The organism is Mesorhizobium sp. M1307 (assembly GCF_040318155.1).
Taxonomy (GTDB): domain Bacteria; phylum Pseudomonadota; class Alphaproteobacteria; order Rhizobiales; family Rhizobiaceae; genus Mesorhizobium.
The window spans coordinates 175695-199338 of record NZ_JAMYLR010000002.1 but is presented as its reverse complement, the minus strand read 5'-3'; the positions used below and the strand labels follow the sequence as shown (position 1 = coordinate 199338).

Sequence of the window (23644 nt, the reverse complement as noted above, 5' to 3'; positions counted from 1 at the left end):
TAAGCAATGAAGCTGGTCAGCTATAACATCCAGTACGGCTTCGGCAGCGATGGCCGCTACGACCTGGCGCGTTGTGCCAAGGTCGTGGCCGGCGCCGACATCGTCGCCTTGCAGGAGGTGGAACGGCACTGGTTGCGCAGCAACGAGGACGACCAGCCGGAACTTCTTTCGCAATTTCTGCCCGACTATCATTGGGTCTACGGGCCGGCCTTCGACATGGATGCCAGCCACCGGCGTGAAGGCCGCATCGTCAACCGGCGGCGGCAATTCGGCACCATGGTTCTGTCGAAGCTTCCGATCGTCTGGTCGCGGCTGCATACGCTGCCGCTCAGGCGCACGCTGCGGCCGCTCAACACCCGCAATGCCGCACTCGAATGCATGATCCGCACCCCTGCCGGTCCGGTGCGGGTGCTGTCGTTGCATCTGGCGCATATCGCGGTCGAGGAGCGGCTGGAGCAGATCGACTATTTGCTCGCCGAGCATCGCCGTGCGCCGTCCGAGGGCGGCCCATGGAGCGGCGCCGACGACGAGCCGGCGCGCAACTGGAGCAATGGCGAACAGGAGCCAGAAAACCCCGTAGCGGCGATCTGGTTGGGCGACTTCAACATGGAGCCGGATAGCGCCGAGTACCGGCGCATTGTCGGCAGCGCGCCCTATCATCGCGGTGCCGCCTATCTCGACGGTTTTGTCGATGCCGCCGCCGTCGCAATGGAACCGACAGCGGATTTCCACACCCATGTGAAGACTATCGATGGCAGGCTGGCAAAGCGCCGGCTCGACCATTGCTTCGTCGGCGGCATGTTTGCCGGGCGCGTGCGCTCGGTCAGCGCCGATATCGGCCAAATCGCTTCCGACCATTTTCCGCTCTGGGTCGATATCGACCTGGAGACGCCGATCGTCATCGGGACGGGCGGCGGATGAACCGCCGATGAGCCTGTTTGTCTTTTTCGCGGTGCTCGCTGCCGCTTCCATGCATGCGATCTGGAACGCGCTGGTCAAGGTCCATCTCGACCGTTTCCTGTCGATCACACTGATGACGCTCGGCATGGGTGCCGCTGCGCTGGTGACGTTGCCTTTCGTCGAGGTGCCGAAGCCGGAAGTGTGGCCATACATCCTCGCCTCGGTTGTCTTCCACATGGGCTACAGGACGTTCCTGATCGGCGCCTACAAGGCCGGCGATTTCGCCCAGACCTATCCGCTGGCGCGCGGTACCGCGCCATTGCTGGCCGCTTTGGGGGGCGTTGTGGTGGTTGCCGAGATGCCGGCGCCGCTCGCCATTCTCGGCATCCTCTTGTTGTCGGCGGGCACGCTGGTGCTGTCGTTTCGCGGCGGCGCGCATCTGGAGAAATTGAACCTGCGCGCCGTCGGCTTCGCGCTGGGCACATCGATCTTCATCGCCAGCTACACGCTGTCGGACGGCAGCGGCGCGCGGCTGGCCGCCACCGCGTCGAGTTATGCCGCCTGGCTGTTCGTCTGCGATGCGCTGTGGGCGCTGGTGCTATGCGTCGTCTTTCGCGGCCCACAGGCGCTGCCGGTGCTGGCGCGCGACTGGAAGGCCGGAATCTATACCGGCGTGCTCAGCGGCGGCGCCTACTGGATCGTGATGTGGGCGATGACCAAGGCGCCGATCGCCTCGGTGGCGTCGCTGCGCGAAACATCGATCCTGTTCGCCATGATGATCTCGGTGTTCGCGCTCGGCGAGAAGATGACGGCATGGCGAGGTGCCGCGGTGCTCAGCATCGTTGCCGGCGTTGTTGCGCTGAGAATGGGATAGTCACGCGATCTGCAGATCAAACACCATCAGCCCGTCGGTGCCGCCTTCGAGCGCCGCGACCAGTTTTGCGCCGGCTCGCTGATGCGCTTCATGCTCCAGATAGGCATCGCGTGCCGCAGCGTCGCGAAAGTCGATGGTGAAGCCGTGCGTGAAGCCGCGGGCGAAGGGTTCCGGGCTGGTATTGGCGCTGAATTCGACCTTGCCCATGCCGTCGATCACCGCCCGCAACGCTTCGAGATCGGCATGGATTGCCGCGCGCTCGGCGTCGGCGACATCGTTGCGAAATCTGACGAAGACACAGTGCCTGATCATTCTTTGTCCCTCATGCCGCTTGGTTGGTGGAAAACACCGCCGGCGGCAGCGGCTCGCGGCCAAGGATCAGATCGGCGCCTTTTTCGCCAACCATGATCGTCGGGGCATTGGTGTTGGAGGAGGGGATGCGCGGCATCACCGAGGCGTCGCAGACGCGCAGGCCCTCGATACCGCGCAGCCTGAGATCTCGCGTTACCACGCTCATCGCATCGTGGCCCATGCGGCAGGTGCCGACCGGGTGGTGGTCGGTCTTGGAACTGCGGCAAGCGTAGTCGAACAGCTCGTCGCCGCTCTGCAGGTCGGGTCCCGGCAGTACCTCGCGCAGCACAAAGGGGGCCAGCGCCTTCTGCCGCATGATCTCGCGCGCCAGCCTCAACCCCTTGATCGACATGTCGCGGTCATAGGAATCGGACCAATAATTCGGATCGATCAGCGGGCGGTCGGCCGGATCGGCACTGTTCAGCCGCACGGTGCCGCGCGAGCGCGGGCGCAGGAACGCCGAGTTCAGTGTCACGCCCGGATTGTTCAGCTTCTCGACGCCGGCCTCGATGCCGGAGCCGAGGCCGAGATGCAGCTGGATATCGGGAGAGGCGGCGGTCGGATCGGCGTACCAGAAGCCGCCGGTCTCGAACAGGCTGGAGGCTACCGGGCCTTTCTTCAGGAGCAGATACTGCAGCCCGGCCCACGCCGTCCAGTGCAGCTTGGCGTAGTTGTCGTAGGTGTGATCGCCGGTGCATTCGGCGATGACGAACAGGTCGAGATGATCCTGCAGGTTGGAGCCGACGCCGGGCAGATCGTGCACCGGTGTCACGCCGACCGTCTTCAGATGGTCGGCCGGGCCGATGCCCGACTGCAGCAAAAGCTTCGGCGAGCCGATGGCGCCGGACGAGACGATCACCTCGCGCTCGGCGCGCAGGATCGTTGGCTGGCCGCCCGGCCTGTCGACGATCTCGACGCCGACGGCGCGGCCCTTGTCGACGACGATGCGCGTCACCAGAACGCCGGTCCTGACGGTGAGATTCTTTCGCTCGCGGATCGGCCGGAGATAGGCGACAGAGGCGGAGGAGCGCTTCGCGTCCTTCTGCGTCAGCTGATAATAACCGACGCCCTCCTGGGCTACCCCGTTGAAGTCGGGATTGAAGGGGATGCCCATCTCCTGTCCGGCACGGAAATAGGCCTCGCAGATCGGCAGCGGCGCGATCGGGTTCGATACGCCGAGCGGGCCTTGGTCGCCGTGGAAATCGTTGGCATAACGCTGGTTGTTCTCCGCGCGCTTGAAATAGGGCAGCACGTCGCGATAGCCCCAGCCGGCAAGGCCTTCTTCCTTCTCCCAGGCGTCGTAGTCGCGGGCGTTGCCGCGCGTGTAGATCTGGGCGTTGATCGAAGAGCCGCCACCGATCACCTTGGCCTGCGTGTATCGGAAGACACGGTCCTGCATGTGCTTTTGCGGCACCGTCGACCAGCCCCAGGCGGCGATGCCCTTGGTCATCTTGGCGAAACCGGCCGGCATGTGGATCAGCGGATGCCAGTCCTTGCCGCCGGCTTCGAGCAGCAGCACCTGATGCGACGGATCTTCGCTCAGCCGGTTGGCGAGTACGCAGCCGGCCGGGCCGGCGCCGACGATTATGTAGTCGGTCATGGCATCACCTGTTCATAGCCTCGGCACCGACAGCGCGCCGTCGATATTGATGACCGAGCCGGTCGAAAAGCCGAACTTGCCGCCGGCGAGCGCCGCCACGGCGGCACCGATATCTTCGCTCTCGCCCCAGCGCATCGCCGGCACCAGCCCGCCGTCGATCAGCCCGTCATATTTGGCGGTCACACCGGCGGTCATGTCGGTGCGGATGATGCCCGGGCGCACCTCGAACACGGCGATATTTTCGGCGGCGAGCCGCAGTGCCAGGTTCTTCACCCACATCGAAAGCCCGGCCTTGGAGATGCAGTAATCGGCACGTTCCGGCGAGGCCATGGCGGCACTGACCGAGGTGATGGTGATGATCGATCTCGCACCATCGCTCGGCAGGCCGAGCATCGCTTTGGCGACGTGCTGGCTGAGGAACACCGTGCCGCGCAGATTGATGCCGAGCACCCGGTCGAAATTTTCCGGCTTGAGCTCGAGCAGATCGCCGCGCAGGACGGCGCCGATGCCGGCATTGTTGACCAGGCAGTCGATGCGGCCGAAGGCGCTTGTCGCGGCATCGATCAGCGCTGCATGGCCGTCGAGGTCGGCGACGTCGCAACTGACATAGGCGAATTTCGCGCCGCGCCCGGTGATGTCGGCGGCGAGCCCGTCGGCGGCTTCGTCGGCAAGGTCGGCGACGAGGATGTCGAAGCCTGCGCCGGCCAGCGCCTCGGCGCAGGCAAGGCCGATGCCGCGCGCGCCGCCGGTGACGATCGCTGCCGGGCGGCTCATGTTGCAAGCTCCGTCTTGCGAATATGATCGGCGACGCGCAGCGCCTGTGCGGCGATCGACAGCGCCGGATTGACGGCGGCCGAATTCGGCAGGAAGCCGGCATCGACGACGAACAAATTGCTGTGGTCGAAGGAGCGGCAGAACGGATCCAGCGGCGAGGTCGCTGGATCGTTGCCCATCTTCACCGTGCCGCACTGATGTGAGGGCGTGCGCTTGTCAAACGGACGCGACAGGACGATCGGATAGCCGCAGGCGCGGAAATTCTCGCGCATCACCTTGGTCAGTCCGTCGAGCGACTGCATGTTGGAGCGCCGCCACTGCATGACGATGTCCTTGCCGTCGACCATGATGCGGCTCTCGGGATCGGGCAGGTCCTCGCACATCAGATACCAGTCGACGGCGTGGCCGGCCATGAAATCCAGCGCGAATTTGGGCGCGCGCCGGACATTGGCCTTGAGGATGTTGCCGTCGATCTTGCCGAGGAGCTGGACGTTGCCGAGCGGTTTGCCGCCCTTGCCGTCGGACAGATAATAGTCGTTCAGCATCAGCGTCTTCTGGTAGACGGATTTGTTCCTGCGGCGTGGATCGATCGCCAGCATGGCGCTCGAATTGTGGTTCATGAAGTTGCGGCCGACCTGGTCGGAACGGTTGGCCAGGCCTTTGCCACCTCCCTTGCCCTTGGAAGAAGGGGAAGGCGAACGCAGCAGGACGGCGGCTGAATTGACCGCGCCGGCCGACAGGATCACCAGCTTCGGCGCGACTTTCTTCAGCGCACCGTTCTGGCGGTAATGGACGGTCTCGATCGTCCTGGCGTCCGGCGATGCCTCGAGATATTCGACATGGGCGCCGGTCTCAAGCCGGATATTCTGATCGGCAAGGGCTGCTGCCAACGGCCCGGATTGCGCGTCGATCTTGCCGGTCCCGGTGTTGGGAAACGCGTCCCACGGCGTGCTGCCATCTTTCAGCCAGGCTTCGATGTCGACGCCGAGCGGCAGCGATGCCGGATGCAGGCCTAGGCTCTTCAACTCGGCGCGCGCACGCGCGATCGACGGCTCGTCTGGTACCGGCCCGAAAGGGTAGGGCGTAGAGTGGAACGGCTCGGTCGGGTCTTCGCCGAGTGCACCGCGCACGCGAAAAAGCTGCTCGGCCTTGGAATACCAGGGTTCGAATTCCTCATAGGAAAACGGCCAGGCCGGCGAGATGCCGCCATAGTGCTCCATCTCCGAAAAGTCTTCCCTGCGGTAGCGGATCAGCACAGCGCCGTAGAATTTCGAATTGCCGCCGACATAGTAGTAATTGCCCGGGTTGAAAGGCGCTCCGCCGGCCTCGAGCCACATCTCCTTCGGCCGATAATGGCCGTCGACGAAGATCGCGCGGGTGTCGCGTGTGTGCGGCGTTGCTGGCAGTGATTCGCCGCGCTCCAGCATCAGGATCGAGGCGCCACCGCCGGCAAGGCCGGAGGCGATCGTGGCGCCGCCTATGCCGGAGCCGATGATGACGATGTCGGGATTTGTCATGGCCGTTAGACGATGCGTTTCTCGGTCGCCGGATCGAAGAACACCGCCTTGGTCAGGTTGAAGGCGAGCGGCGTGACCGTGCCGGGCTGGATTTTGGCATCGGCGCGCAGCCGCGCCACCACCGCCTTGCCGCCGAGATTGGTGACCGCGAACGTGTCCGAGCCGGCCGGCTCGATGACCTCGATGTGACAGTCGGCGCGGGCGATGTTCGAGGCGTTGCGCTCGGCACCCTCGGGATCGGTCAGTGCTTCCGGGCGGACGCCGAAGATGATCGGTTTTCCCTGGAATGCCGACAGGCCGGCCGGCGCATTGCCCAGCGGCAGCGAGATCGGCTGGCGCGCCTCGCGCTCCATGACGACGGAGAAGCCGCTGCCGTTGCTGCCGATCGTCGCCGGGATCAGGTTCATCGCCGGCGAGCCCATGAAGTCGGCAACAAACAGGTTGACCGGATTGTTATAGATTTCGGCTGGCGTGCCGAACTGCTGCACCTCGCCGTCGCGCATCACCGCGATCTTGGTGGCCAGCGTCATCGCCTCGATCTGGTCGTGGGTGACGTAGACGATGGTGGTGCCGGTGGTGGCGTGCAGGCGCTTGATCTCGATGCGCATGTCGACACGCAGCTTGGCATCGAGATTGGACAAAGGCTCGTCGAACAGGAACAGCTTTGGATCGCGCACCAGCGCCCGGCCCATGGCGACGCGCTGGCGCTGGCCGCCGGAGAGCTGGCTTGGCTTGCGCTTCAGCAAATGGCCGATCTGCAGGACCTTCGCCACCTTGTCGATCGCCTTCTGGCGCTCGCCGGCCGGCACGCCGCGCATCTCCATGCCGAAGGCGATATTGCCGGCAACCGTCATGTTCGGATAGAGCGCGTAGCTCTGGAAGACCATGGCGATGTCGCGCTTGGAGGGGTGGAGATCGTTGATCGTGCGTCCGTCGACGCGGATTTCCCCTTCGGTGATGGTTTCCAGGCCGGCAATAGTGTTGAGCAGCGTGGACTTGCCGCAACCGGAAGGCCCGACCAGCACGAGGAAGCCGCCCTTTTCCAGGTCGAGGTCGATGCCTTTCAGGATCTCGACCGCTCCGAAACGCTTCTTCAGCCCGTCAATTTCCAGAAAAGCCATGCGATTATCCTTTGACGGCGCCGGCCATCAGGCCGCGCACGAAATAGCGGCCGGCGAGCACGTAGACGAGGAGCGTCGGCAGCGCGGCGATCATCGCCGCCGCCATGTTGACGTTGTATTCGACGACGCCGGTCGAGGTGTTGACGACATTGTTCAGCGCCACCGTCATCGGCATCACGTCGCCTGAGCCGGCATAGGCGGAAGCGAAGAGGAAGTCGTTCCAGATGTTGGTGAACTGGTAGATCACCGTCACCACGATGATCGGCAGCGAGTTGGGCAGCATGATGCGCCGGAAGATCTGGAAGAAGCTGGCGCCGTCGATCTGCGCCGCCTTCACCAGCTCGTTCGGAAACGCTTCGTAATAATTGCGGAAGAACAGGGTGGTGAAGCCGATGCCGTAGACGACGTGAACGAACACAAGGTTCACGGTCGGATTGCCGAAGCCGAAGGTGAGGCCGGTCGCGTTCTGCAGCTTGACGCCGAACCGGCCGAGGCTGCCGAGGATCGTTGCCATCGGCAAGAGGACGGACTGGAACGGAATGAAGCAGGCAAACAGCATCAGCCCGAACACCAGCGTCGCCCCGCGAAAGCGCCACTTCGTCAGCACATAGCCGTTGAGCGCGCCGAGCAGGGTCGAGATGATGACGGCCGGAACCACCATCTTGATCGAGTTCCAGAAATAACCCTTCATGCCGACGCAGGTGAGACCCGAGCAAACCTCGCTCCACGCCCTTACCCAAGGTGCGAAGGTCGGCTCCTTCGGCAGCGCCAGCATGTTGCCGTTCTGGATTTCGTCCATGGTCTTGAACGAGGTCACCAGCATGACGAACAGCGGCATCAGATAGAACAGCGCGAACAGCGCCAGCAGCCCGTAGATGACAATACGGTTGACCGTCCTGGCGCTGATACCGCCAGTGCTCTGGCGAGCAGGAGTGGCCACGGCGCTCATCGCGGCTTCTCCCGAAGCTCGGAATAGAGATAGGGAACGATGATCGCGGTGATGGTCATCAGCATGATCACGGCGCTGGCCGAGCCGACGGCCATCTCGTTGCGCTTGAAGGTGTACTCATACATGAAGTTGGACGGCAGCCAGGCCGAACCGCCCGGTCCGCCGCTGGTCAGCGCGACCACCAGATCGTAGGATTTGATGGCGAGATGCGCGAGGACGATCAAGGCGGACAGGAAGATCGGCCGCAGCAGCGGGATGACGATGCGACGGTAGAGCTGGAAGGTGGTGGCGCCGTCGATCTGCGCCGCCTTCAGGATCTCGCCGTCGATGCCGCGCAGGCCGGCCAGGAACATCGCCATGATGAAGCCCGACGCCTGCCAGACGCCGGCGATGACCACCGTGTAGATGACGAAATCCTTGTTCTTGATCCAGTCGAAATGGAAGCTCGTCCAGCCCCATTGGTGCAGCGTCTGCTCGAGGCCGAGGCCGGGGTCCAGAAACCATTTCCAGGCAACGCCGGTGACGATGAACGACAGTGCCATCGGGTAGAGATAGATCGGCCGCAGCACACCTTCGCCGCGGATCTTCTGGTCGAGCAGGATCGCCAGGAACAGGCCGAGCGCCAGGCAGATGGAAATATAGAGGAAGCCGAAAATCCCCATATTGGTGATCGACGTGTACCAGGAGGACGGCGGATCGCTTTCGAAAGTCCAGCGCCATAGCCGCTGATAGGCGCGTGGCCCGGTGATCGCATAGGAGGGAAAGGTCTTGGAATTGGTGAAGGACAGATAGATCGTCCACAGGATGAAGCCGTAGACGAAGACGATAGTGGCGGCGAAGCTCGGCGCCAGCACGAGCTTCGGCAGCGCGTCCTGAAGGCGCGAGCGCACCGTGGCGCCCGGACGGGCATCGTGCTCCGGCGTCAGCGTGATACTGGTTTCAGCAACTGTGCTCATCTGTCCATTCCGTATGGCGGGTCCGGAATTCTGCTGTCTCGGGCTCTGCGGCACGAAAGCGTGCCGGTCGGCGCAACCGCAAAACCTCGCCGCAGGGGATCTCCCCGGCTTGCGCCGGGGAGATCATTCACATGGGCGGGTGCCTTACTTGGCGTCTTCGATCGCGCTGACCAGTTGGGTCACGGCCTCGTCCGAGGTCTTGATCTGGCCGTGCACGAATTTCGAGACGACATCCTTGTAGGCGTTGGCAACCGCGGGAGGCGCGCCATAGCCCTGCGCCAGCGAACCGAACAGCGTGCCGCCTTCATTGGCGGCCTTCAGGTCGGCCATGCCCTTCTTGCCGCAAGCGTCGAAATCGGTGTCCGGCACGTCGGTGCGGGCCGGAACAGAGCCCTTGACGACGTTGAAGGCCGACTGGAAGCTCTTCGACAGCGTGGCGGTGGCCAGGGCGATCTGGGCGGCTTTGCGGTCCTCCGGAACGTTGAACATGCCGAACATGTCGGAGTTGTAGACGACGCTGCCGTCGGTGCCCGGGAAGCGGTAGCACAGGAAGTCGGTGCCCGGGACCTTCTTGGCGGCGTTGAATTCGCCCTTGGCCCAGTCACCCATCACCTGCACCAGCGCATCGCCCTTGATGACCATGGCGGTGGCGAGGTTCCAGTCCCGGCCCGAGAAGTTCGGGTCGACATAGGTGACGAGCTTGGCGAGATTGTCGAACGACTTCTTCATCGTGTCGGACTTCAGCGACTCCTCGTCGAGGTCGTTGAAGGCCTTCTTGTAGAACTCGGGCCCGCCGGTCGACAGCACGACTGAGTCGAACATTGTCGCTTCCTGCCAGTTCTGGCCGCCCAGCGCGAGCGGGATGACGCCCGCCGCCTTGGCTTTGTCCAGCAACGCAATGAAGTCGTCGAAGGTCTTGGGCTCGGTGCCGCCGATCTTGTCCATCACCGCCTTGTTGATCCATAGCCAGTTGACCGAATGGACGTTGACCGGAGCCGCGACCCACTTGCCGTCATAGACGGAGAATTTCTGCAGGGCCGCGGGAACGGACTTGTCCCAGCCTTCCTTTATCGCCGTCTCGGTCAGGTCGCCCATGACGCCGGCTGCGGCGTAATCGAGCACGGTATAGCCAAGCATCTGCGAGGCGGTCGGGTAGTTGCCGGCCGCCACCATCGCCTTCAGCGCGGTCATGGCGGCGTCGCCGCCGCCGCCGGCCACCGGCACGTCCTTCCAGGCAAAGCCTTCCTTGGCCAGATCCTGCTTGAGCACGTTCAGCGCGGCAGCTTCGCCGCCCGACGTCCACCAATGCAGCATCTGGACTTCCTTGACGTCTTCGGCATGGGCCGCGAACGCAACGCCCGACGCGAGAGCCGTCCCGATAAGCAGTTTGCGCAACATGTACTTCCTCCCTTGTTGAACTTACACGACCGGCGGATGCCCACCGGGTTCTTCCCAACTCAGCCGACCCACCATCCGGTGCGCTGGCCGCGATGAAACTGGATTGTCTTTTCCTCGGTATAATCCTCGACGGCGCGCTTGCCGAGTTCGCGTCCGAGACCGGACTGCTTGTAGCCGCCGAAAGGCAGTTCGGGGTAACCCTCCATGAACGTGTTCACCCAAACAGTTCCCGAACGCACATTCCGCGCCACCGACATGCAGGTATCGATGCTGGCGCTCCACACGCCCGCCGACAGACCATAGGGCGTGTTGTTGGCGATGTGCAACGCCCTTTCAATCGATTCAAAAGTCAGCACCGAGAGCACCGGACCGAACACTTCCTCGCGCGCAATGGCCATGTCTTCGGTGACGTCGCGAACGATGGTCGGATCAAGATACTGGCCGGCGCTCGAAGCAAGCTGCTTGCCGCCGCTATAGATCCGGCCGCCGCTGTTTTCCGCTGCCGTCACGTAGCCGGTGACCTTGGCCATATGGTCGGCGGAGATCATCGCGCCGACCTTGGTGCGGTCGTCGAGCGGGTCGCCGACAACCACCTTGGCGGTGAGGGCTTTGACGGCGCCGAGGAACTCGTCGGCGATTGCCTCATGGACGATCAGCCGGCTGCCGGCATTGCAGCATTCGCCGGCATTGAAGAAGCCGCCGAACACCGCCGCATCGGCGGCGGCCTCGAGGTCGGCATCGGGAAAGACGATCTGGCCGTTCTTGCCGCCGAGCTCCATCGCGACTTTCTTCAGCGAGTTGGCGGCAGACGCCATGGTCATCCTGCCGACGCGGGTGGAGCCGGTGAACGACACCATCTCGACCAGCGGATGGCTGACCATCGGTGCGCCGACATCGGCGCCCAACCCGGCAAGGATGTTGACGACGCCATCCGGCAAGCCGGCCTGCATCAGGATCTCGCCGAGCACGAAGGTGGAGGCCGAGGTCATCTCGCTCGGCTTGACCACCGCGGTGCAACCGGCGGCGAGTGCGAAGGGCAGTTTCTGGCTGACGATAAGGAACGGGAAATTCCACGGCGTGATGATCGAGACGACGCCGATCGGTTCGCGCAGCACGACGCCGAGCATGGCGTCGCCGAGATTGGCGTAGCTTTCGCCGTGAAGGGTCCGCGCAAGTGCCGCGGCATAGCGCCAGATGTCGACGGCGCCGCCGATCTCGCCGCGCGCTTGCGCAATCGGCTTGCCGGATTCCAGCGCGTCGAGCCGTGCAATCTCGTCCAGCCGCGCCTCGATCAGGTCAGCAGCCTTGAGCAGGATCGCGGCGCGTTCGGCGGCCTTCATGCGCGGCCACGGGCCGGTCTCGAAGGCCTTGTGCGCGGCCTGTACCGCCGTCTCGACGTCCGCCGCGCCGGCTTGCGCATAGCGCGAGACGGTGAAGCCGTGGCCGGGGCTGCTGCGCTCCAGCGTGCGGCCGTCCTGGGCGTCGACGAACCTGCCGCCGATCAGCAGCCGGTAGCTTTGCGGCGCAGCGGCTGCCTCGGCGGGCATGGCGATGTTGAGAGGTGCGTTCATGTGAGTTTCAGGTTCCTAAGATCTTGAGAAGGCCGGCTTCTGCTCGGCCTTGAAAGCCTCGACGCCGGCCCTGAGATCGTTTGTCTGCGCGATGAAGCTGCTGGCCAGCGCTTCGGTCGCGGCAGCACTCTCCTCGCTTTCCGCAATGGCAATCATCAGCTTGGCGGCCTCGGTTGCCAGTGGCCCGCGCTCGGCGATCTTGCCGGCCCAGGCCTTGGCTTCGGCGAACGCCTTGCCGGTCTCGACCACCCGGTCGACAATCCCCAGAGCAAGAGCCTCGGTCGCCAGAAACACCTCGCCGCCGAGCGCCATCCGCCGCACTGCCTGCGCGCCGAAGCGGCGCACGGCGCGCTGTGTGCCGGACCAGCCGGGAACGACGCCGATCGAGGTTTCGGGGAACCCCAACTTCACCTGCGTTTCCGCCACGCGAAAGTCGCAAGCCGCCGCCAGTTCCAGCCCGCCGCCCAGCGCATGGCCGGCAAGAACGGCGATCGTGGGCTGCCGCAGCCGCGCCAGCCGGTCGAAGACGCGGTGGCCGTAGCGCACCCATTGCACCTGGAAATCGGCAGCGCTCATTTCTGCCCAAGCCTCGACGTCGCCGCCGGCGCAAAAGCCCTTGCCTTCGCCGCAGACCAGCACGACGCGGACGCCGGTTGCTGTCTCGGCCTCGTCGAGTGCCGCTTCCAGCGCCCGCAGCATCGGAATATCGAGCGCGTTGAATTTCTCCGGCCGGCGCAGCGTGACAATGCCGATGGCGCCGTCGGTTTCAAAGGTTACCAGACGCTCAGCCATGTGCGCCTCCAAGCGACGCGCCGCCATTGAGCGATAGGCCGATCGGCCGGTCCCGGTAGAGCGCATCCGGCGTCACTTTCAGGTCGTTGGCGACGGCGAGCGGGATCTCGGCCTGCGCCAGCACATCGCGCTCGAGGTCGATGCCCGGCGCCAACTCGGTCACCATCAGCCCCGCAGGCGTCAGCTTCATCACGCAGCGCTCGGTGACATAAGTGATGTCTTGTCCCTGCGCGACGGCACGCTTGCCCGAGAAGGAGATATGCTCGACCTCGTCGACGACTTTCTTGACCTTGCCCTCCTGGTCGATGCGGATGCCGCCACCGGCAAGCGACAGCTTGGCGCCGGCGTTGAAGAAACCGGAAAAGACGATCTTCTTCGCCCGCGCGGTGATGTCGACGAAGCCGCCGGCGCCGGCGGTGACATGCGGCCGCGCCGAAAGCTTCGAGACATTGACAGAGCCGTGCCGGTCGATCTGCAGGAAGGACAGCAGCGAGGCGTCGAAGCCGCCGGCCTGGAAATAGATGAACTGGTGCGGCGAGGGCATGAAGGCGTCGGCATTCGACGAGCAGCCGAACTTGAAGTCGAGCAGCGGCACGCCGCCGACCGCGCCCTGTTCGATGACCCAGGTGACCTTGCCGTGCTGGCCTTCCTCGAGCAGAATGCGCGGCACATTGGCCGAGATGCCGAAGCCGATATTGACCGCCATGCCGTCGGCAAGCTCCATGGCGACGCGGCGCGCAATGACCTTCTGGACGTTCATCTCGGCGTTGCGAAAGCTCGACAGCGGCCGGAAGATCTCGCCGGAGATGGCCGGATCGTAAGGCGTCAGCGTCGTCTGCAACTGGTCGGGCGCCACCACGATATGGTCGACCAGCACGCCGGGCACGCGCACATCGTGCGGCTTCAGCGTGCCGTTCTCGACGACGCGCTTGACCTGCGCGATGACGATGCCGCCATTGTTGCGGGCGGCCAGCGCCTGTTCGAGGCCGCCGAGATAGGCACCCTCATGCTCATAGGTAAGGTTGCCGCGCTCGTCCGCCGTGGTGGCGCGGATGATCGCGACCTGCGGTACGATCGAGCGGAAATAGAGCCATTCCTCGCCGTCGAACTGCTGCACCGAAACGATCGGCTCGCTGGCGGCAGCATTCATGGCGCAACCCTGATGGCGCGGATCGGCAAAGGTATCGAGCCCGACCTTGGTCAGCACGCCGGGGCGCTTGGCCGCGGCTTCGCGGTGCATGTCGAACAGAATGCCGGACGGCACGTTGTAGGCGGCGACCGTATTGTCGCCGATCATCTTCCAGATCTGCGGCGGTTCCGACGATGACGGCCCGGACGGATAGGAGCCGCACAAAGTGCGCTTCAACAGGCCGGGCTTGGCTAGATGGTCGATGCCCTTGATGCCGTACATGTCACCGGCGGCGATCGGGTGCAGCGTCGTGATGTCCCTGGGATGGCCTTCGGCGTCGAAGCGCTCGCCGATCGCGGCAAGCACCGCATCCGGGCAGCCGAGGCCGCTCGACGACGACACGGAAACGACCATGCCATCCCTGATCAGGCCGGCAGCCTCAGCAGCTGAAACGAGCTTGCTCACGCGGCGCTCCCGAGCTTCGGGTCGATGGCAACGGCGTTTCCGGACCTGGCCGATTGCAATGCCGCTTCGGCTGATGTCAGCGACCAGACGCCGTCCTCGCCGGTGGCGGACGGCTGGCCCTCGCCGCGGATCGCCGCGTGGAATTCGCGCAGCGAACGGGCATAGAGGTCTTCGCGGTCGAAGCTCAATTCCTCCTCACCCTGTGCCGTGCGAAGCAACACAGAGCCGAGCGGCTTCTGCGTCATCACGTCCTTGGCGATCAGCGAGCCTTCGCTGCCATGCACCTCGAAGCCGCTGCCGGCGAATTTGGTGGTAAAGCCCTCGTGCGACTGGGCGATGACGCCCGATGCGAAGCGCCAGAGGCACATGGCGCCGTCTTCCAGCCCGCCGGCGGCCATGCCGGCCGATTGTGTGAACGCCGAGATCTCGACCGGATCGTCGCCGAGCACGAAGCGCAGCGTGTCGGCATCGTGGACGGTGATGTCGAGCACCACGCCGCCGCCGGCGTCCGGCCTGGTGATGCGCCAGCCCTGCAGGTGTTCCGGCAGATAGACAGAGTGGAAGACGCGCGCGGCGATCGGCCTGCCGATGCGGCCGCCAGCGATCGCTTCGCGCATCGCCCGATGCGAGCCGGCATTGCGCAGATGGTGATTGGTGCCGAGCACAACGCCGGCGGCCCTGGCCGCCGCGACCATCTTGCGCGCGTCGGCGCTGGTCAGCGCCAGCGGCTTTTCGCACAGCACATGCTTTCCCGCCTCGATGGCGGCGAGTGCCTGTTCGAGATGCAATTCGTTAGTGGTCGAGATGTAGACGGCGTCGATATCGGATTTGAGCAGGGCGTCGAGCGTCGAGACCGCCGCCGGAATGCGGTTTTCACCGGCGTAATTGGCGGCGCGCTCCGGGCTGGAGCTCATCACCGCGGCGATCTCGCCGTCCTTCTGCGCGCGGATGGCGCCGATCATGAACTGTCTTGCGATCGTGCTGGCGCCGATCAATCCCCATCGGACGGTCATGCCGCGTCTCCCATTCCTGCACGCCGAGTTCCATTGCGATCGGGGCCGCAGCTTTCCCGGACCACGAGGTTGACGGCGCCGATATGATCCTCGGCGCGCGTGGTGCGCGACTGGATCATCTTCAGCACGACATGGGCGGCGCGCTCGCCGAGGCCGGCGGTGTTCACCGCGACGCTGGTCAGCGCCGGCATATAGTGCTCGGCCTCGGCGACGTCGTCGAAGCCGACGACGGCAAAGTCCGCGCCGGGTTCCAGGCCGCGCTTGCGCAGCGCCAGCAAGACGCCGAAGGCGACCGCATCGTTGAAGCAAAGGGCCGCGGTCGGCGGCGCGGCCATGGCAAGTGCGGTTTCCAGGCAGGCAATACCGCCCTTGCGGCTGGTTTCGCCCTCGAAGACCAGCCTGTCGGCCGGATCGATGCCGAGCGCTTCACAGGCCTCGCGAAAGCCGCCCAGGCGCTCGTGATAGACGACAAGGTCGGACGAGCCGCCGAAGAAGGCCAGCCGGCGGTGGCCCTTGCCGATCAGATGGGCGGTGGCGAGATAGGCGCCGCGATGATTGTCGGGCGTGATCACCGGGATACGGCTTTCGGGAAGCCGGCGCATGACGAAGACGACCGGAACGCCTGCGGTCTCAAGGCGACGGAACGCACCAGGCGTGGTGCCGCGCGCCGGCGACACGACGAGCCCGGCGACACCCTGCTCCATCAACGATTTCAGAACCTCTTCCTGGCGCACCGGGTTTTCAGCCGTATTGGCGATGAAAGGCACGACTCCGGCCGACTGGAAGACGCGCTCCATGCCGACCGCGAGCTCGGCGAAAAACGGATTGGTGAGATCGTTGATGACCATGCCGATGACGTTGGAATGGGCCTTGCGCAGATTGGCGGCGCCGCGGTTGTAGACATAGCCGACGTCCTCGATCGCCTTGCGCACCTTGAGCGCGGTTTCGGGCCGGATCAGCCCGCTGCCTTGCAGCACCAGCGATACCGTCGATTTGGACACGCCCGCCTCACGGGCGATGTCGAGTATCGTTGCCTTGGCCCGGCTGGCCATCCAGATCTGTCCTCCCGGTGGTTTCTTGTGCGATTTTATTGGAACGATCTAATCCCTGCGGCGCATTTGAGTCAATCGCGTTTTTGCGAAGCCGGGAAAAATGCGGCTCGGTGGCGCAATTCTCCGGCAAGCAGGGCTTTCGGCTGCTGCGATGCAGCAATTTTCGCTGCACGAGGCAGGAGTCAAAATATCTTGATTTGTTGGAACGTTCCATTTAATAGGCATTGGCAAGGGAGAGAGCCATGGACATCACCTTGCCCGGGGAAGGCGCCGGCCGTGTCCGCTGCCGGCTTGTCGGCCAGCCGGTACAGCCTGTGGCCGGCGCTCGCTTCTCGCGCATCGCCTACGCCGCCGCCCATGTCGTTGCCGATCCCCTCGCCATGACCGATCCGTGGTCGAGGCCCGCGGTCGACTGGGACAAGACGATGGCGTTTCGCCATCACCTCTGGGGGCTTGGCTTCCGTGTCGCCGAAGCGATGGACACCTCTCAGCGCGGCATGGGTTTCGACTGGGCGAATGCCAAGGAATTGATCCGCCGCTCGATCGCCGAGGCGCGAAGCGTCGAAGGCGCCGATCTTGCGTCGGGCGCCGGCACCGACCATCTGGCGCCGGGGGGCGCCAGCAGGCTAGACGATGTCATCGCGGCCTATGAAGAACAGCTCGGCTTCATCGAAGGGCTTGGCGGCAAGGCGATCATGATGGCCAGCCGGGCGCTGGCGGCGGTCGCCAAAGGCCCCGACGACTATATCGGCGTCTACGACCGCATCCTGTCCCAGGCCTCCGGCAAGGTCATCCTGCACTGGCTGGGCGACATGTTCGACCCGGCGCTGAAAGGCTACTGGGGCAGCAGCGACTTCGAAACTGCGCTGGAGACGGTGGTCGCGATCATCGAACGCCATGCCGGCAAGGTCGAAGGCATAAAGATATCGCTGCTCGATGTCGGCAAGGAGATTGCGCTCAGGGACCGGCTGCCTGAGGGCGTGCTGATGTTCACCGGCGACGATTTCAATTACCCCGAGCTGATCGCCGGCGACGGCGACAGACATTCGCACGCGCTGCTCGGCATTTTCGATGCGATCGCGCCGGTCGCCAATGCAGCGCTGGCAAAGCTGGCCGACGGCGACCGCGCCGGCTATGACGCGCTGATGGCGCCGACAGTGCCGCTGTCGCGCAAAATCTTCGAGGTGCCGACCGAATATTACAAGGCCGGCATCGTCTTCATGGCATGGCTGAACGGCCACCAGGAGCATTTTTCGATGATCGGCGGCATGCAATCGGCGCGCGGCATCCGTCACTATTCCGATGTCTTTCGCCTTGCCGACCAGGCAGGGTTGCTGGCCGACCCCGAGCTTGCCATTGCCAGAATGACAAGCCTCTGCGCGGTAGCGGGCGTCTGATCGCGAGCGCTACAGCGTCCGATCCAAAGGTTGCTTCGGGTGGCTTGCGATTTGCCTTGTCTGGGCAAATCTGTATGCGGTATGCGTCCGGCAACAGAGAAGCCGATCCGGCGCTCCGCCGGCCAACTGGCATAGCTGCCGTTCTGCATTGGGGTAAGCTGATGACCTTCGACCTTCAGGGCAAGCGCGTTTTCGTGGCCGGACATCGCGGCATGGTCGGCTCGGCCATCTTGCGCAGATTGGCCGACGAGGATTGCGAGGTTATGACCGCCTCGCGCGCCGAGCTCGATCTTCTCGACCAGGCCGGCGTGCGGCGCTGGATGGCCGACCGCAAGCCGGATGCAGTGGTGATGGCGGCGGCCAAGGTCGGCGGTATCCTGGCCAACAACAGGCTTCCCGTCGATTTCCTGCAGGACAATCTCGTCATGCAGAACAATGTCATCGACAGCGCCTTCCGCAACGAGGTGCAGAAGCTGCTGTTTCTCGGCTCATCCTGCATCTATCCCAAATTCGCGGCGCAGCCGATCTCCGAGGACGCCTTGCTGACCGGGCCGCTCGAACCCACCAACGAATGGTATGCGATCGCCAAGATCGCCGGGCTGAAACTGTGCCAGGCCTATCGGCGCCAGTACGGCGTCGACTACATCTCGGCGATGCCGACCAATCTCTACGGTCCGGGCGACAATTTCGACCTCAATTCCAGCCATGTCGTGCCCGCTCTGATGCGCAAGGCGCACGAGGCCAGGCGCGCCGGCCGCAAGAGCCTGGAGGTGTGGGGATCAGGCACGCCGATGCGCGAATTCCTGCATGTCGACGACGCCGCCGACGCGCTGGTCTGGTTGCTGAAGAATTATTCGGGCGACAGCCACATCAATGTCGGCTCGGGAGAAGACATCACCATTGCCGATCTTGCCCGCACCATCGTGTCGGTCGCCGGCGCCGATGCTGCGATAACGTTCGATGCGACGAAGCCGGACGGCACGCCGCGCAAGCTGATGGACGTGTCGCGTCTGTTCGCCACCGGCTGGCGCCCGCGCTACTCGCTGCGCAGCGGATTGGAACAGACCTATGCCTGGTTTCTGGAGCACGTCGAGACCGGCGATCTGCGCCTCGGTGCGGCCTGAGGCCGGTATAGGCCGGCAACGTCAGTCGACGAAAAATACCGACGGCCAATTGAGGGATTGTCTGGATGGTGGGCGTGACAGGGATTGAACCTGTGACCCCTGCAATGTCAATGCAGTGCTCTCCCGCTGAGCTACACGCCCATCCGAAGCCGCGCATACACCATTTTTGGTTCGGCACGTCAATAGCGGGAAAAGCGAAAGAATGGCTGGCTTGCCGGGTCGGTCAAGACGCGACAAAAAACGCGTCAGGCGGCCTGCAGCATCTTTTCGACTTCGTTGACGAGGTCGCGCAGGTGGAACGGCTTCGATAGCACCTTGGCGTCTTTCGGCGCCTTGGAATCAGGGTTCAGCGCGACGGCGGCGAAGCCGGTGATGAACATCACCTTGAGGTCGGGATCGATCTCCGTGGCGCGACGGGCGAGCTCGATGCCATCCATCTCGGGCATGACGATGTCGGTCAAAAGTAGCGAAAAAGGTTCCTCGCGCAGCCGCTCATAGGCACTGGCGCCATTGTCGAAATCGCTGACCTGATAACCGGCGCGCTCCAGCGCCTTGACGAGGAACCGGCGCATGTCGTCATCGTCTTCCGCCAGCAGAATGCGTGCCATCTTGTCCCGTCCGAATCACCCAACCGACAATGCCGTGCGGCAAGCCCGTTAACCATGCTGTATATGAGGAGGTGACGGTAAACATCAAGTGAACGTTGGCCGCACAATCCTGATTTGGCTGGCGCTTCGGCGGCTGGACATGCGGGCGGCGAGGTGGCACTTTCCTATCATGATGCATTGGTATTCCCGGGTTCGTTCAAATTGAAAACGGCAGCCGAGGATTTTTCGGTCGTTCCTCCCTTCGAAATCCGATCGGGCGCCGAACAGCGCGTTGCCTTCCTCTTCAACTCGCCGCATAGCGGCCGCTACTATCCGGAGCGGTTCATGGCGATGGCCAAGCTGGACCGCAACGCCATCCGCCGCTCAGAGGACTGCTATGTCGAGGAATTGTTCGGCGGCGCCGTCGCGCTCGGTGCGCCGATGCTGGCGGCAAACTTCCCGCGCGCCTATCTCGACGTCAACCGGGAGCCGTGGGAACTCGACCCGCGCATGTTCGCCGAACCGGTGCCGTCATTCTGCAACATCCGCTCGGCGCGGGTGGCCGGCGGGCTCGGCACCGTGCCCAAGCTGGTCGGCGAGGGGCTCGACATCTATTCCGGCCGCTTGCCGCTGGCGGAAGCCGTGGCGCGCATCGAAGCGGTCTACAAGCCCTATCACGAGACGCTGAAACGGCTTTTGACCAGAACCCACGCGCGCTTCGGCTACGCCGTGCTGATTGACTGCCACTCGATGCCGGCAAGCATAAGGGTCGGCGACAGCGGATTGCGGCCTGACTTCATCGTCGGCGACCGCTTTGGCATTTCCGCCGCGGCGGCGTTGACCGAGACGGCGATCGGCCTGCTCACCGGCATGGGCTACAGCGTCGCCCACAACAAGCCCTACGCCGGAGGCTTCATTACCGAGCACTATGGCCGCCCCGTGCGCCATCTGCATGCGCTGCAGATCGAGGTCAATCGCGGGCTCTACATGAATGAGCGGACGTTCCAGAGATCGGCTGGTTTCGACGCACTGGCCGACGATCTGGCGCGGTTTTCGGCCGAACTGATGGCGATGCCCGATCACAATTTCATGGATCTGCCGCTGGCCGCCGAATAGCCGCGGAATCGCGGCACTCGCCGCTCATGCGGCAGCGTAAAAAAAGACCGCATCGTTTGCACGACACGGTCGAAGTCTAGGGAGGAAACGCCCAAGGAGGGCATGGACAGGAACCCCTATCCGAGAACAAACGTATTGTGCGCTGCACAAATGTCAAGGCGCGTTCCGGCTTTTTTAATTCACTGTGAAGTGGAAACTGCATTTCCATGACGGCGGCGTTGCATTCGAGCAACAGTTGGCACCATGCGAAAGGCTCCGAACGCCTTTGTTTCGGCATAAATCCGTAGGCAAACGGGTATCTCCAAACATGCTGGAGCGGGAGAATCAGTTGGACATCAGCATCGAGTTCATGCGGCGCATTGCGCGTGCCGCCGCAGCCGAGACCTTGCCGCGCTTCCGCAACCAGGGCGCGGTCACCAACAAGGAGCGCGGCAGCTTCGACCCGGTCACCGAGGCCGACCGCGAGGCCGAGCGCGCCATCCGGGCGCTGATATCAGCGCAATACCCCGATCACGGCATTCTCGGCGAGGAACATGGCAGCGAAAACATCTCCAGCCGGCATGTCTGGGTGATCGATCCGATCGACGGCACGCGCGCCTTCATTTCCGGCCTGCCGGTATGGGGCACGCTGGTCGGACTGACGGTCGACGGCGATGCCGTGGCCGGCATGATGTCGCAGCCCTTCACCGGCGAGTTGTTCTACGCCAATGCTTCCGGCTCGCATTATGAAGGTCCCGGTGGCCCCCGAAAACTCGCAACGCGCAAGACGACGAATCTCACCGAGGCGACGCTGTTCACCACCACGCCGGCGCTGTTCAAGGGAGACGCGCGCCTGCGCTACGACCTGTTCGAGCAACAGGTCCAGCTCGCCCGTTACGGCACCGACTGCTATGCCTTTGCCATGGTGGCGGCGGGCAGCGTCGATATCGTTGCCGATCCCGGATTGAAACCGTACGACATCGTCGCGCTGATCCCGATCATCGAGAAGGCAGGCGGCGTTGTCACCACCTTCGAAGGCGGACCGGCGGAAAAGGGCGGCGACATTTTGGCGGCGGCGACACCGGAACTGCACGCGGCGGCGATGGCGGCGCTGCGCGGCTGAGATTGGGCATACTGCCCAGGCGAGATCGTTGCCATACCTCCTGACAGGATGATGTCAGTTGGCATGCGCTATGAAACGCTGTCAGCCGGGAGGATCATAGATGCCGACGCAGCCAGCAGCCAGCCATTCCGATGCTCCGGCGGACGGGCGGGCCGATTTCGATTTCTTCTTCGGGCGCTGGACCGTCGGCCATCGAAGATTGCAGAAGCGGCTGCAGGGCGACGGCAACTGGGATGTGTTTGGCGGCACGTGTGACGTGCGGCCGATCCTTGGCGGCCTCGGCAATATCGACGACAATTGGATTGAATTGCCCGGCGGGCCCTATCGCGCCGCCACCTTGCGGACCTTCGACCCGGCGGCGAGGCAATGGTCGATCTGGTGGATCGACGGCCGCAATCCGTCGACCATCGATGTTCCGATGCGCGGCACTTTCGTGGCGGGCGTCGGCACGTTCCTGTGCGAAGACGTCTTCGACGGCCAGCCGATCCAGGTTCGCTTCCTGTGGTCGCGGATCACGGACAGGTCGGCACGCTGGGAGCAGGCTTTTTCGCCGGACGGCGGCAAGACATGGGAGACCAACTGGATCATGGATTTTGCCCGCGTGAGCTGAAGCCGGACAGGTATGCGGCTCAGACGTCACCGGTTCCTGGGATGAAGGCATCGAATGCCGCAAGCAGTTGCTCGCGATAGAGGTCGGCTTCCTGGAGGATCTCATGGCGGGCGCCGTCGATCATCACCAGCGAGCCGACGCGCAGACGTCTCGCATAGGCCTCGACTGCCCTGGTCGAGACGACCTGGTCGGCGCCGGCGGCGATCATCAGCAAGGGCACGTGGATCTTGGCCATGAAATCCGGGTCGCTGACGATCAAGGACGCCTCCGTCGCCGCCTTCAGCCAGCGGATCGTCGGTCCGCCGAGCGCCAGCTGCGGATAGGTTTCGTAGATCAGCGTATTGCGCCGATAGCGTTCCGGGTCGCTGGTCAGCTTGTTCATGGCGAAGGGCACCGATTCCTTGGGCCGCGGCCCCCATGCGGCATAGAGTCGGCCAAGGCCGAGAAGGCTGAACAGCGAACAGATGCGGCGGACGGTTTTTACCGAAACCGGCAGGTCCGGCACGGTGAAGAACGGTGCGATCAGCACCATGCGGCGCACGCGGTTCGCCATCGAGGGCGCGGCGAGCAGCGCAATCACCGCGCCGGCCGAGTGGGCCAGTATGTAGTAGGGTCCTCGGCAATCGGGCAGCACGATCTCCTCGAAGAACTGCTCCAGATCACTGGTGTAGTCGAAGAAGCTCCGGACGAAGCCGCGCTGTCGGTCGCCGATCAGCCGGTCGGAAGCGCCCTGGCCGCGCCAGTCGAGGGTTGCCACGCCGAAGCCCCGGTCGGTAAGGTTGCGAATGGTCTCGAAATACTTCTCGATGCACTCGTTGCGGCCGGTCAGGACGACGACGGTGCCCTTCATCGGGCGGGCAACCGCGGCAAACAGCCCATAGCGGATCTTCTTGCCGTCGCGCGTGGTGAAGAAGCCGCCGGCCGTGTTTTCCGGCAGCGGATTGCCCGGAGTTTCGTGGAAGAGAGGGGGCTGGTGGAGAAGATCGGTCATACGGTGTTTGGTTGGTGTCGGTGCCGGCGTGGGCGCAAGTCAGGCATAAACGCCCATGCGCCAAAAGCAAAGGAATTTGGGACGCCGGGGAGGTCGACCGCCAGGCAGCGAACAAGTAAGGCCGGAAGCAGCCTTGGCGTGCTTCCGGCCTCTGTCGACCGGGAGGAAGGGACGTTACACCCGGTTCGGCCTCGTCGTGTCGCCTTCCCGGCGACCTGTTCGTGATCTCGAGAACAGTTTTAGTGCCGCCTGGCT

At 64.1% G+C, this 23644-nt stretch carries 22 protein-coding genes and 1 tRNA gene; 7 read left to right on the top strand and 16 right to left on the bottom strand.

Annotation, left to right across the window (positions count from 1 at the left end; translation table 11 throughout):
* Window positions 1-6: 6 nt before the first annotated feature.
* Together NKH16_RS05000 and NKH16_RS04995 are read left to right on the top strand one after the other, a co-directional pair.
* Window positions 7-921 carry an endonuclease/exonuclease/phosphatase family protein gene (locus NKH16_RS05000; protein WP_352742096.1) on the top strand — a complete coding sequence of 305 codons (915 nt, stop codon included), beginning with the start codon at window positions 7-9 and terminating at the stop codon, window positions 919-921.
* Between the two features lie 7 nt (window positions 922-928).
* A complete protein-coding gene (locus NKH16_RS04995; protein ID WP_023675361.1) occupies window positions 929-1774 on the top strand; it encodes an EamA family transporter in 846 nt (281 codons plus the stop codon).
* Here the strand turns inward: NKH16_RS04995 and NKH16_RS04990 are convergent, their stop codons facing one another.
* The 13 genes from NKH16_RS04990 to NKH16_RS04930 form a co-directional block, all read right to left on the bottom strand.
* A complete protein-coding gene (locus NKH16_RS04990) occupies window positions 1775-2086 on the bottom strand; it encodes a Dabb family protein (protein ID WP_352742094.1) in 312 nt (103 codons plus the stop codon). It abuts the gene before it with no gap.
* A 10-nt stretch (window positions 2087-2096) separates the two neighbouring features.
* Entirely contained in the window at window positions 2097-3725 is a 1629-nt protein-coding gene (locus tag NKH16_RS04985) for a GMC family oxidoreductase (protein WP_352742092.1), read from the bottom strand.
* A gap of 12 nt (window positions 3726-3737) precedes the next feature.
* Window positions 3738-4499: a 3-ketoacyl-ACP reductase gene (locus NKH16_RS04980; protein ID WP_352742090.1), complete on the bottom strand. Its 762-nt coding sequence runs from the start codon at window positions 4497-4499 to the stop codon at window positions 3738-3740.
* Complete coding sequence (locus tag NKH16_RS04975) at window positions 4496-6016, bottom strand: GMC oxidoreductase (protein WP_352742088.1); 1521 nt, start codon at window positions 6014-6016, stop codon at window positions 4496-4498. The genes NKH16_RS04980 and NKH16_RS04975 overlap by 4 nt, the downstream gene beginning before the upstream one ends.
* Window positions 6017-6021: 5 nt before the next feature.
* Window positions 6022-7137 carry an ABC transporter ATP-binding protein gene (locus NKH16_RS04970; protein WP_023675366.1) on the bottom strand — a complete coding sequence of 372 codons (1116 nt, stop codon included), beginning with the start codon at window positions 7135-7137 and terminating at the stop codon, window positions 6022-6024.
* Window positions 7138-7141: 4 nt separating this feature from the next.
* The gene (locus NKH16_RS04965) at window positions 7142-8086 is read right to left on the bottom strand and encodes a carbohydrate ABC transporter permease (protein ID WP_352742085.1); all 945 of its coding nucleotides are present in this window, start codon (window positions 8084-8086) and stop codon (window positions 7142-7144) included.
* Window positions 8083-9042: a carbohydrate ABC transporter permease gene (locus NKH16_RS04960; RefSeq protein WP_023675368.1), complete on the bottom strand. Its 960-nt coding sequence runs from the start codon at window positions 9040-9042 to the stop codon at window positions 8083-8085. The genes NKH16_RS04965 and NKH16_RS04960 overlap by 4 nt, the downstream gene beginning before the upstream one ends.
* A 144-nt stretch (window positions 9043-9186) precedes the next feature.
* On the bottom strand, window positions 9187-10440 hold the full coding sequence (locus NKH16_RS04955) for an ABC transporter substrate-binding protein (RefSeq protein WP_031194023.1): 1254 nt from the start codon (window positions 10438-10440) through the stop codon (window positions 9187-9189).
* 59 nt (window positions 10441-10499) lie between these two features.
* Window positions 10500-12011, bottom strand: a complete 1512-nt coding sequence (locus NKH16_RS04950) for an aldehyde dehydrogenase family protein (protein ID WP_352448242.1) — start codon at window positions 12009-12011, stop codon at window positions 10500-10502.
* A 15-nt stretch (window positions 12012-12026) separates the two neighbouring features.
* Window positions 12027-12803 carry an enoyl-CoA hydratase/isomerase family protein gene (locus tag NKH16_RS04945; protein WP_352898541.1) on the bottom strand — a complete coding sequence of 259 codons (777 nt, stop codon included), beginning with the start codon at window positions 12801-12803 and terminating at the stop codon, window positions 12027-12029.
* Window positions 12796-14397, bottom strand: coding sequence for an acyl CoA:acetate/3-ketoacid CoA transferase (locus NKH16_RS04940; RefSeq protein WP_352448240.1), 1602 nt, complete (start codon window positions 14395-14397; stop codon window positions 12796-12798). Before NKH16_RS04940 ends, NKH16_RS04945 begins: the two co-directional genes overlap by 8 nt.
* Entirely contained in the window at window positions 14394-15410 is a 1017-nt protein-coding gene (locus NKH16_RS04935) for a Gfo/Idh/MocA family protein (RefSeq protein WP_352448239.1), read from the bottom strand. Before NKH16_RS04935 ends, NKH16_RS04940 begins: the two co-directional genes overlap by 4 nt.
* Window positions 15407-16462, bottom strand: coding sequence for a LacI family DNA-binding transcriptional regulator (locus NKH16_RS04930; RefSeq protein ID WP_352448238.1), 1056 nt, complete (start codon window positions 16460-16462; stop codon window positions 15407-15409). Before NKH16_RS04930 ends, NKH16_RS04935 begins: the two co-directional genes overlap by 4 nt.
* A gap of 242 nt (window positions 16463-16704) precedes the next feature.
* Here NKH16_RS04930 and NKH16_RS04925 point away from each other — a divergent pair, with 242 nt between their 5' ends.
* Together NKH16_RS04925 and fcl are read left to right on the top strand one after the other, a co-directional pair.
* Window positions 16705-17859: a dihydrodipicolinate synthase family protein gene (locus NKH16_RS04925; RefSeq protein WP_352448237.1), complete on the top strand. Its 1155-nt coding sequence runs from the start codon at window positions 16705-16707 to the stop codon at window positions 17857-17859.
* Between the two features lie 161 nt (window positions 17860-18020).
* Window positions 18021-18983, top strand: a complete 963-nt coding sequence (gene fcl / locus NKH16_RS04920) for a GDP-L-fucose synthase (RefSeq protein WP_352682500.1) — start codon at window positions 18021-18023, stop codon at window positions 18981-18983.
* A gap of 66 nt (window positions 18984-19049) precedes the next feature.
* Here fcl and NKH16_RS04915 read toward each other — a convergent pair.
* Together NKH16_RS04915 and cpdR are read right to left on the bottom strand one after the other, a co-directional pair.
* Window positions 19050-19124 (bottom strand) — tRNA-Val (locus NKH16_RS04915).
* A 104-nt stretch (window positions 19125-19228) separates the two neighbouring features.
* Window positions 19229-19591, bottom strand: a complete 363-nt coding sequence (gene cpdR, locus NKH16_RS04910) for a cell cycle two-component system response regulator CpdR (protein WP_006199474.1) — start codon at window positions 19589-19591, stop codon at window positions 19229-19231.
* Window positions 19592-19744: 153 nt separating this feature from the next.
* Between cpdR and NKH16_RS04905 the strand changes: the two genes are divergently transcribed.
* From NKH16_RS04905 to NKH16_RS04895, 3 genes are all read left to right on the top strand, one after another.
* Window positions 19745-20686 carry an N-formylglutamate amidohydrolase gene (locus NKH16_RS04905; protein ID WP_352898536.1) on the top strand — a complete coding sequence of 314 codons (942 nt, stop codon included), beginning with the start codon at window positions 19745-19747 and terminating at the stop codon, window positions 20684-20686.
* A gap of 328 nt (window positions 20687-21014) precedes the next feature.
* Entirely contained in the window at window positions 21015-21788 is a 774-nt protein-coding gene (gene hisN, locus NKH16_RS04900; protein ID WP_352742080.1) for a histidinol-phosphatase, read from the top strand.
* Window positions 21789-21888: 100 nt separating this feature from the next.
* Window positions 21889-22398 carry a DUF1579 domain-containing protein gene (locus NKH16_RS04895; RefSeq protein WP_352742078.1) on the top strand — a complete coding sequence of 170 codons (510 nt, stop codon included), beginning with the start codon at window positions 21889-21891 and terminating at the stop codon, window positions 22396-22398.
* 19 nt (window positions 22399-22417) lie between these two features.
* On the opposite strand, the gene NKH16_RS04890 is transcribed toward NKH16_RS04895, so the two are convergent.
* Window positions 22418-23389, bottom strand: coding sequence for an alpha/beta fold hydrolase (locus NKH16_RS04890; protein WP_352742076.1), 972 nt, complete (start codon window positions 23387-23389; stop codon window positions 22418-22420).
* Window positions 23390-23644: the final 255 nt, after the last annotated feature.

Bases quoted from the DNA above. Each gene is read 5' to 3' on its own strand.
- NKH16_RS05000 (WP_352742096.1), top strand. From the start codon at position 7: ATGAAGCTGGTCAGCTATAACATCCAGTACGGCTTCGGCAGCGATGGC.
- NKH16_RS04995 (WP_023675361.1), top strand. From the start codon at position 929: ATGAGCCTGTTTGTCTTTTTCGCGGTGCTCGCTGCCGCTTCCATGCAT.
- NKH16_RS04990 (WP_352742094.1), bottom strand. From the start codon at position 2,086: ATGATCAGGCACTGTGTCTTCGTCAGATTTCGCAACGATGTCGCCGAC.
- NKH16_RS04985 (WP_352742092.1), bottom strand. From the start codon at position 3,725: ATGACCGACTACATAATCGTCGGCGCCGGCCCGGCCGGCTGCGTACTC.
- NKH16_RS04980 (WP_352742090.1), bottom strand. From the start codon at position 4,499: ATGAGCCGCCCGGCAGCGATCGTCACCGGCGGCGCGCGCGGCATCGGC.
- NKH16_RS04975 (WP_352742088.1), bottom strand. From the start codon at position 6,016: ATGACAAATCCCGACATCGTCATCATCGGCTCCGGCATAGGCGGCGCC.
- NKH16_RS04970 (WP_023675366.1), bottom strand. From the start codon at position 7,137: ATGGCTTTTCTGGAAATTGACGGGCTGAAGAAGCGTTTCGGAGCGGTC.
- NKH16_RS04965 (WP_352742085.1), bottom strand. From the start codon at position 8,086: ATGAGCGCCGTGGCCACTCCTGCTCGCCAGAGCACTGGCGGTATCAGC.
- NKH16_RS04960 (WP_023675368.1), bottom strand. From the start codon at position 9,042: ATGAGCACAGTTGCTGAAACCAGTATCACGCTGACGCCGGAGCACGAT.
- NKH16_RS04955 (WP_031194023.1), bottom strand. From the start codon at position 10,440: ATGTTGCGCAAACTGCTTATCGGGACGGCTCTCGCGTCGGGCGTTGCG.
- NKH16_RS04950 (WP_352448242.1), bottom strand. From the start codon at position 12,011: ATGAACGCACCTCTCAACATCGCCATGCCCGCCGAGGCAGCCGCTGCG.
- NKH16_RS04945 (WP_352898541.1), bottom strand. From the start codon at position 12,803: ATGGCTGAGCGTCTGGTAACCTTTGAAACCGACGGCGCCATCGGCATT.
- NKH16_RS04935 (WP_352448239.1), bottom strand. From the start codon at position 15,410: ATGACCGTCCGATGGGGATTGATCGGCGCCAGCACGATCGCAAGACAG.
- NKH16_RS04930 (WP_352448238.1), bottom strand. From the start codon at position 16,462: ATGGCCAGCCGGGCCAAGGCAACGATACTCGACATCGCCCGTGAGGCG.
- NKH16_RS04925 (WP_352448237.1), top strand. From the start codon at position 16,705: ATGGACATCACCTTGCCCGGGGAAGGCGCCGGCCGTGTCCGCTGCCGG.
- fcl (WP_352682500.1), top strand. From the start codon at position 18,021: ATGACCTTCGACCTTCAGGGCAAGCGCGTTTTCGTGGCCGGACATCGC.
- cpdR (WP_006199474.1), bottom strand. From the start codon at position 19,591: ATGGCACGCATTCTGCTGGCGGAAGACGATGACGACATGCGCCGGTTC.
- NKH16_RS04895 (WP_352742078.1), top strand. From the start codon at position 21,889: ATGCCGACGCAGCCAGCAGCCAGCCATTCCGATGCTCCGGCGGACGGG.
- NKH16_RS04890 (WP_352742076.1), bottom strand. From the start codon at position 23,389: ATGACCGATCTTCTCCACCAGCCCCCTCTCTTCCACGAAACTCCGGGC.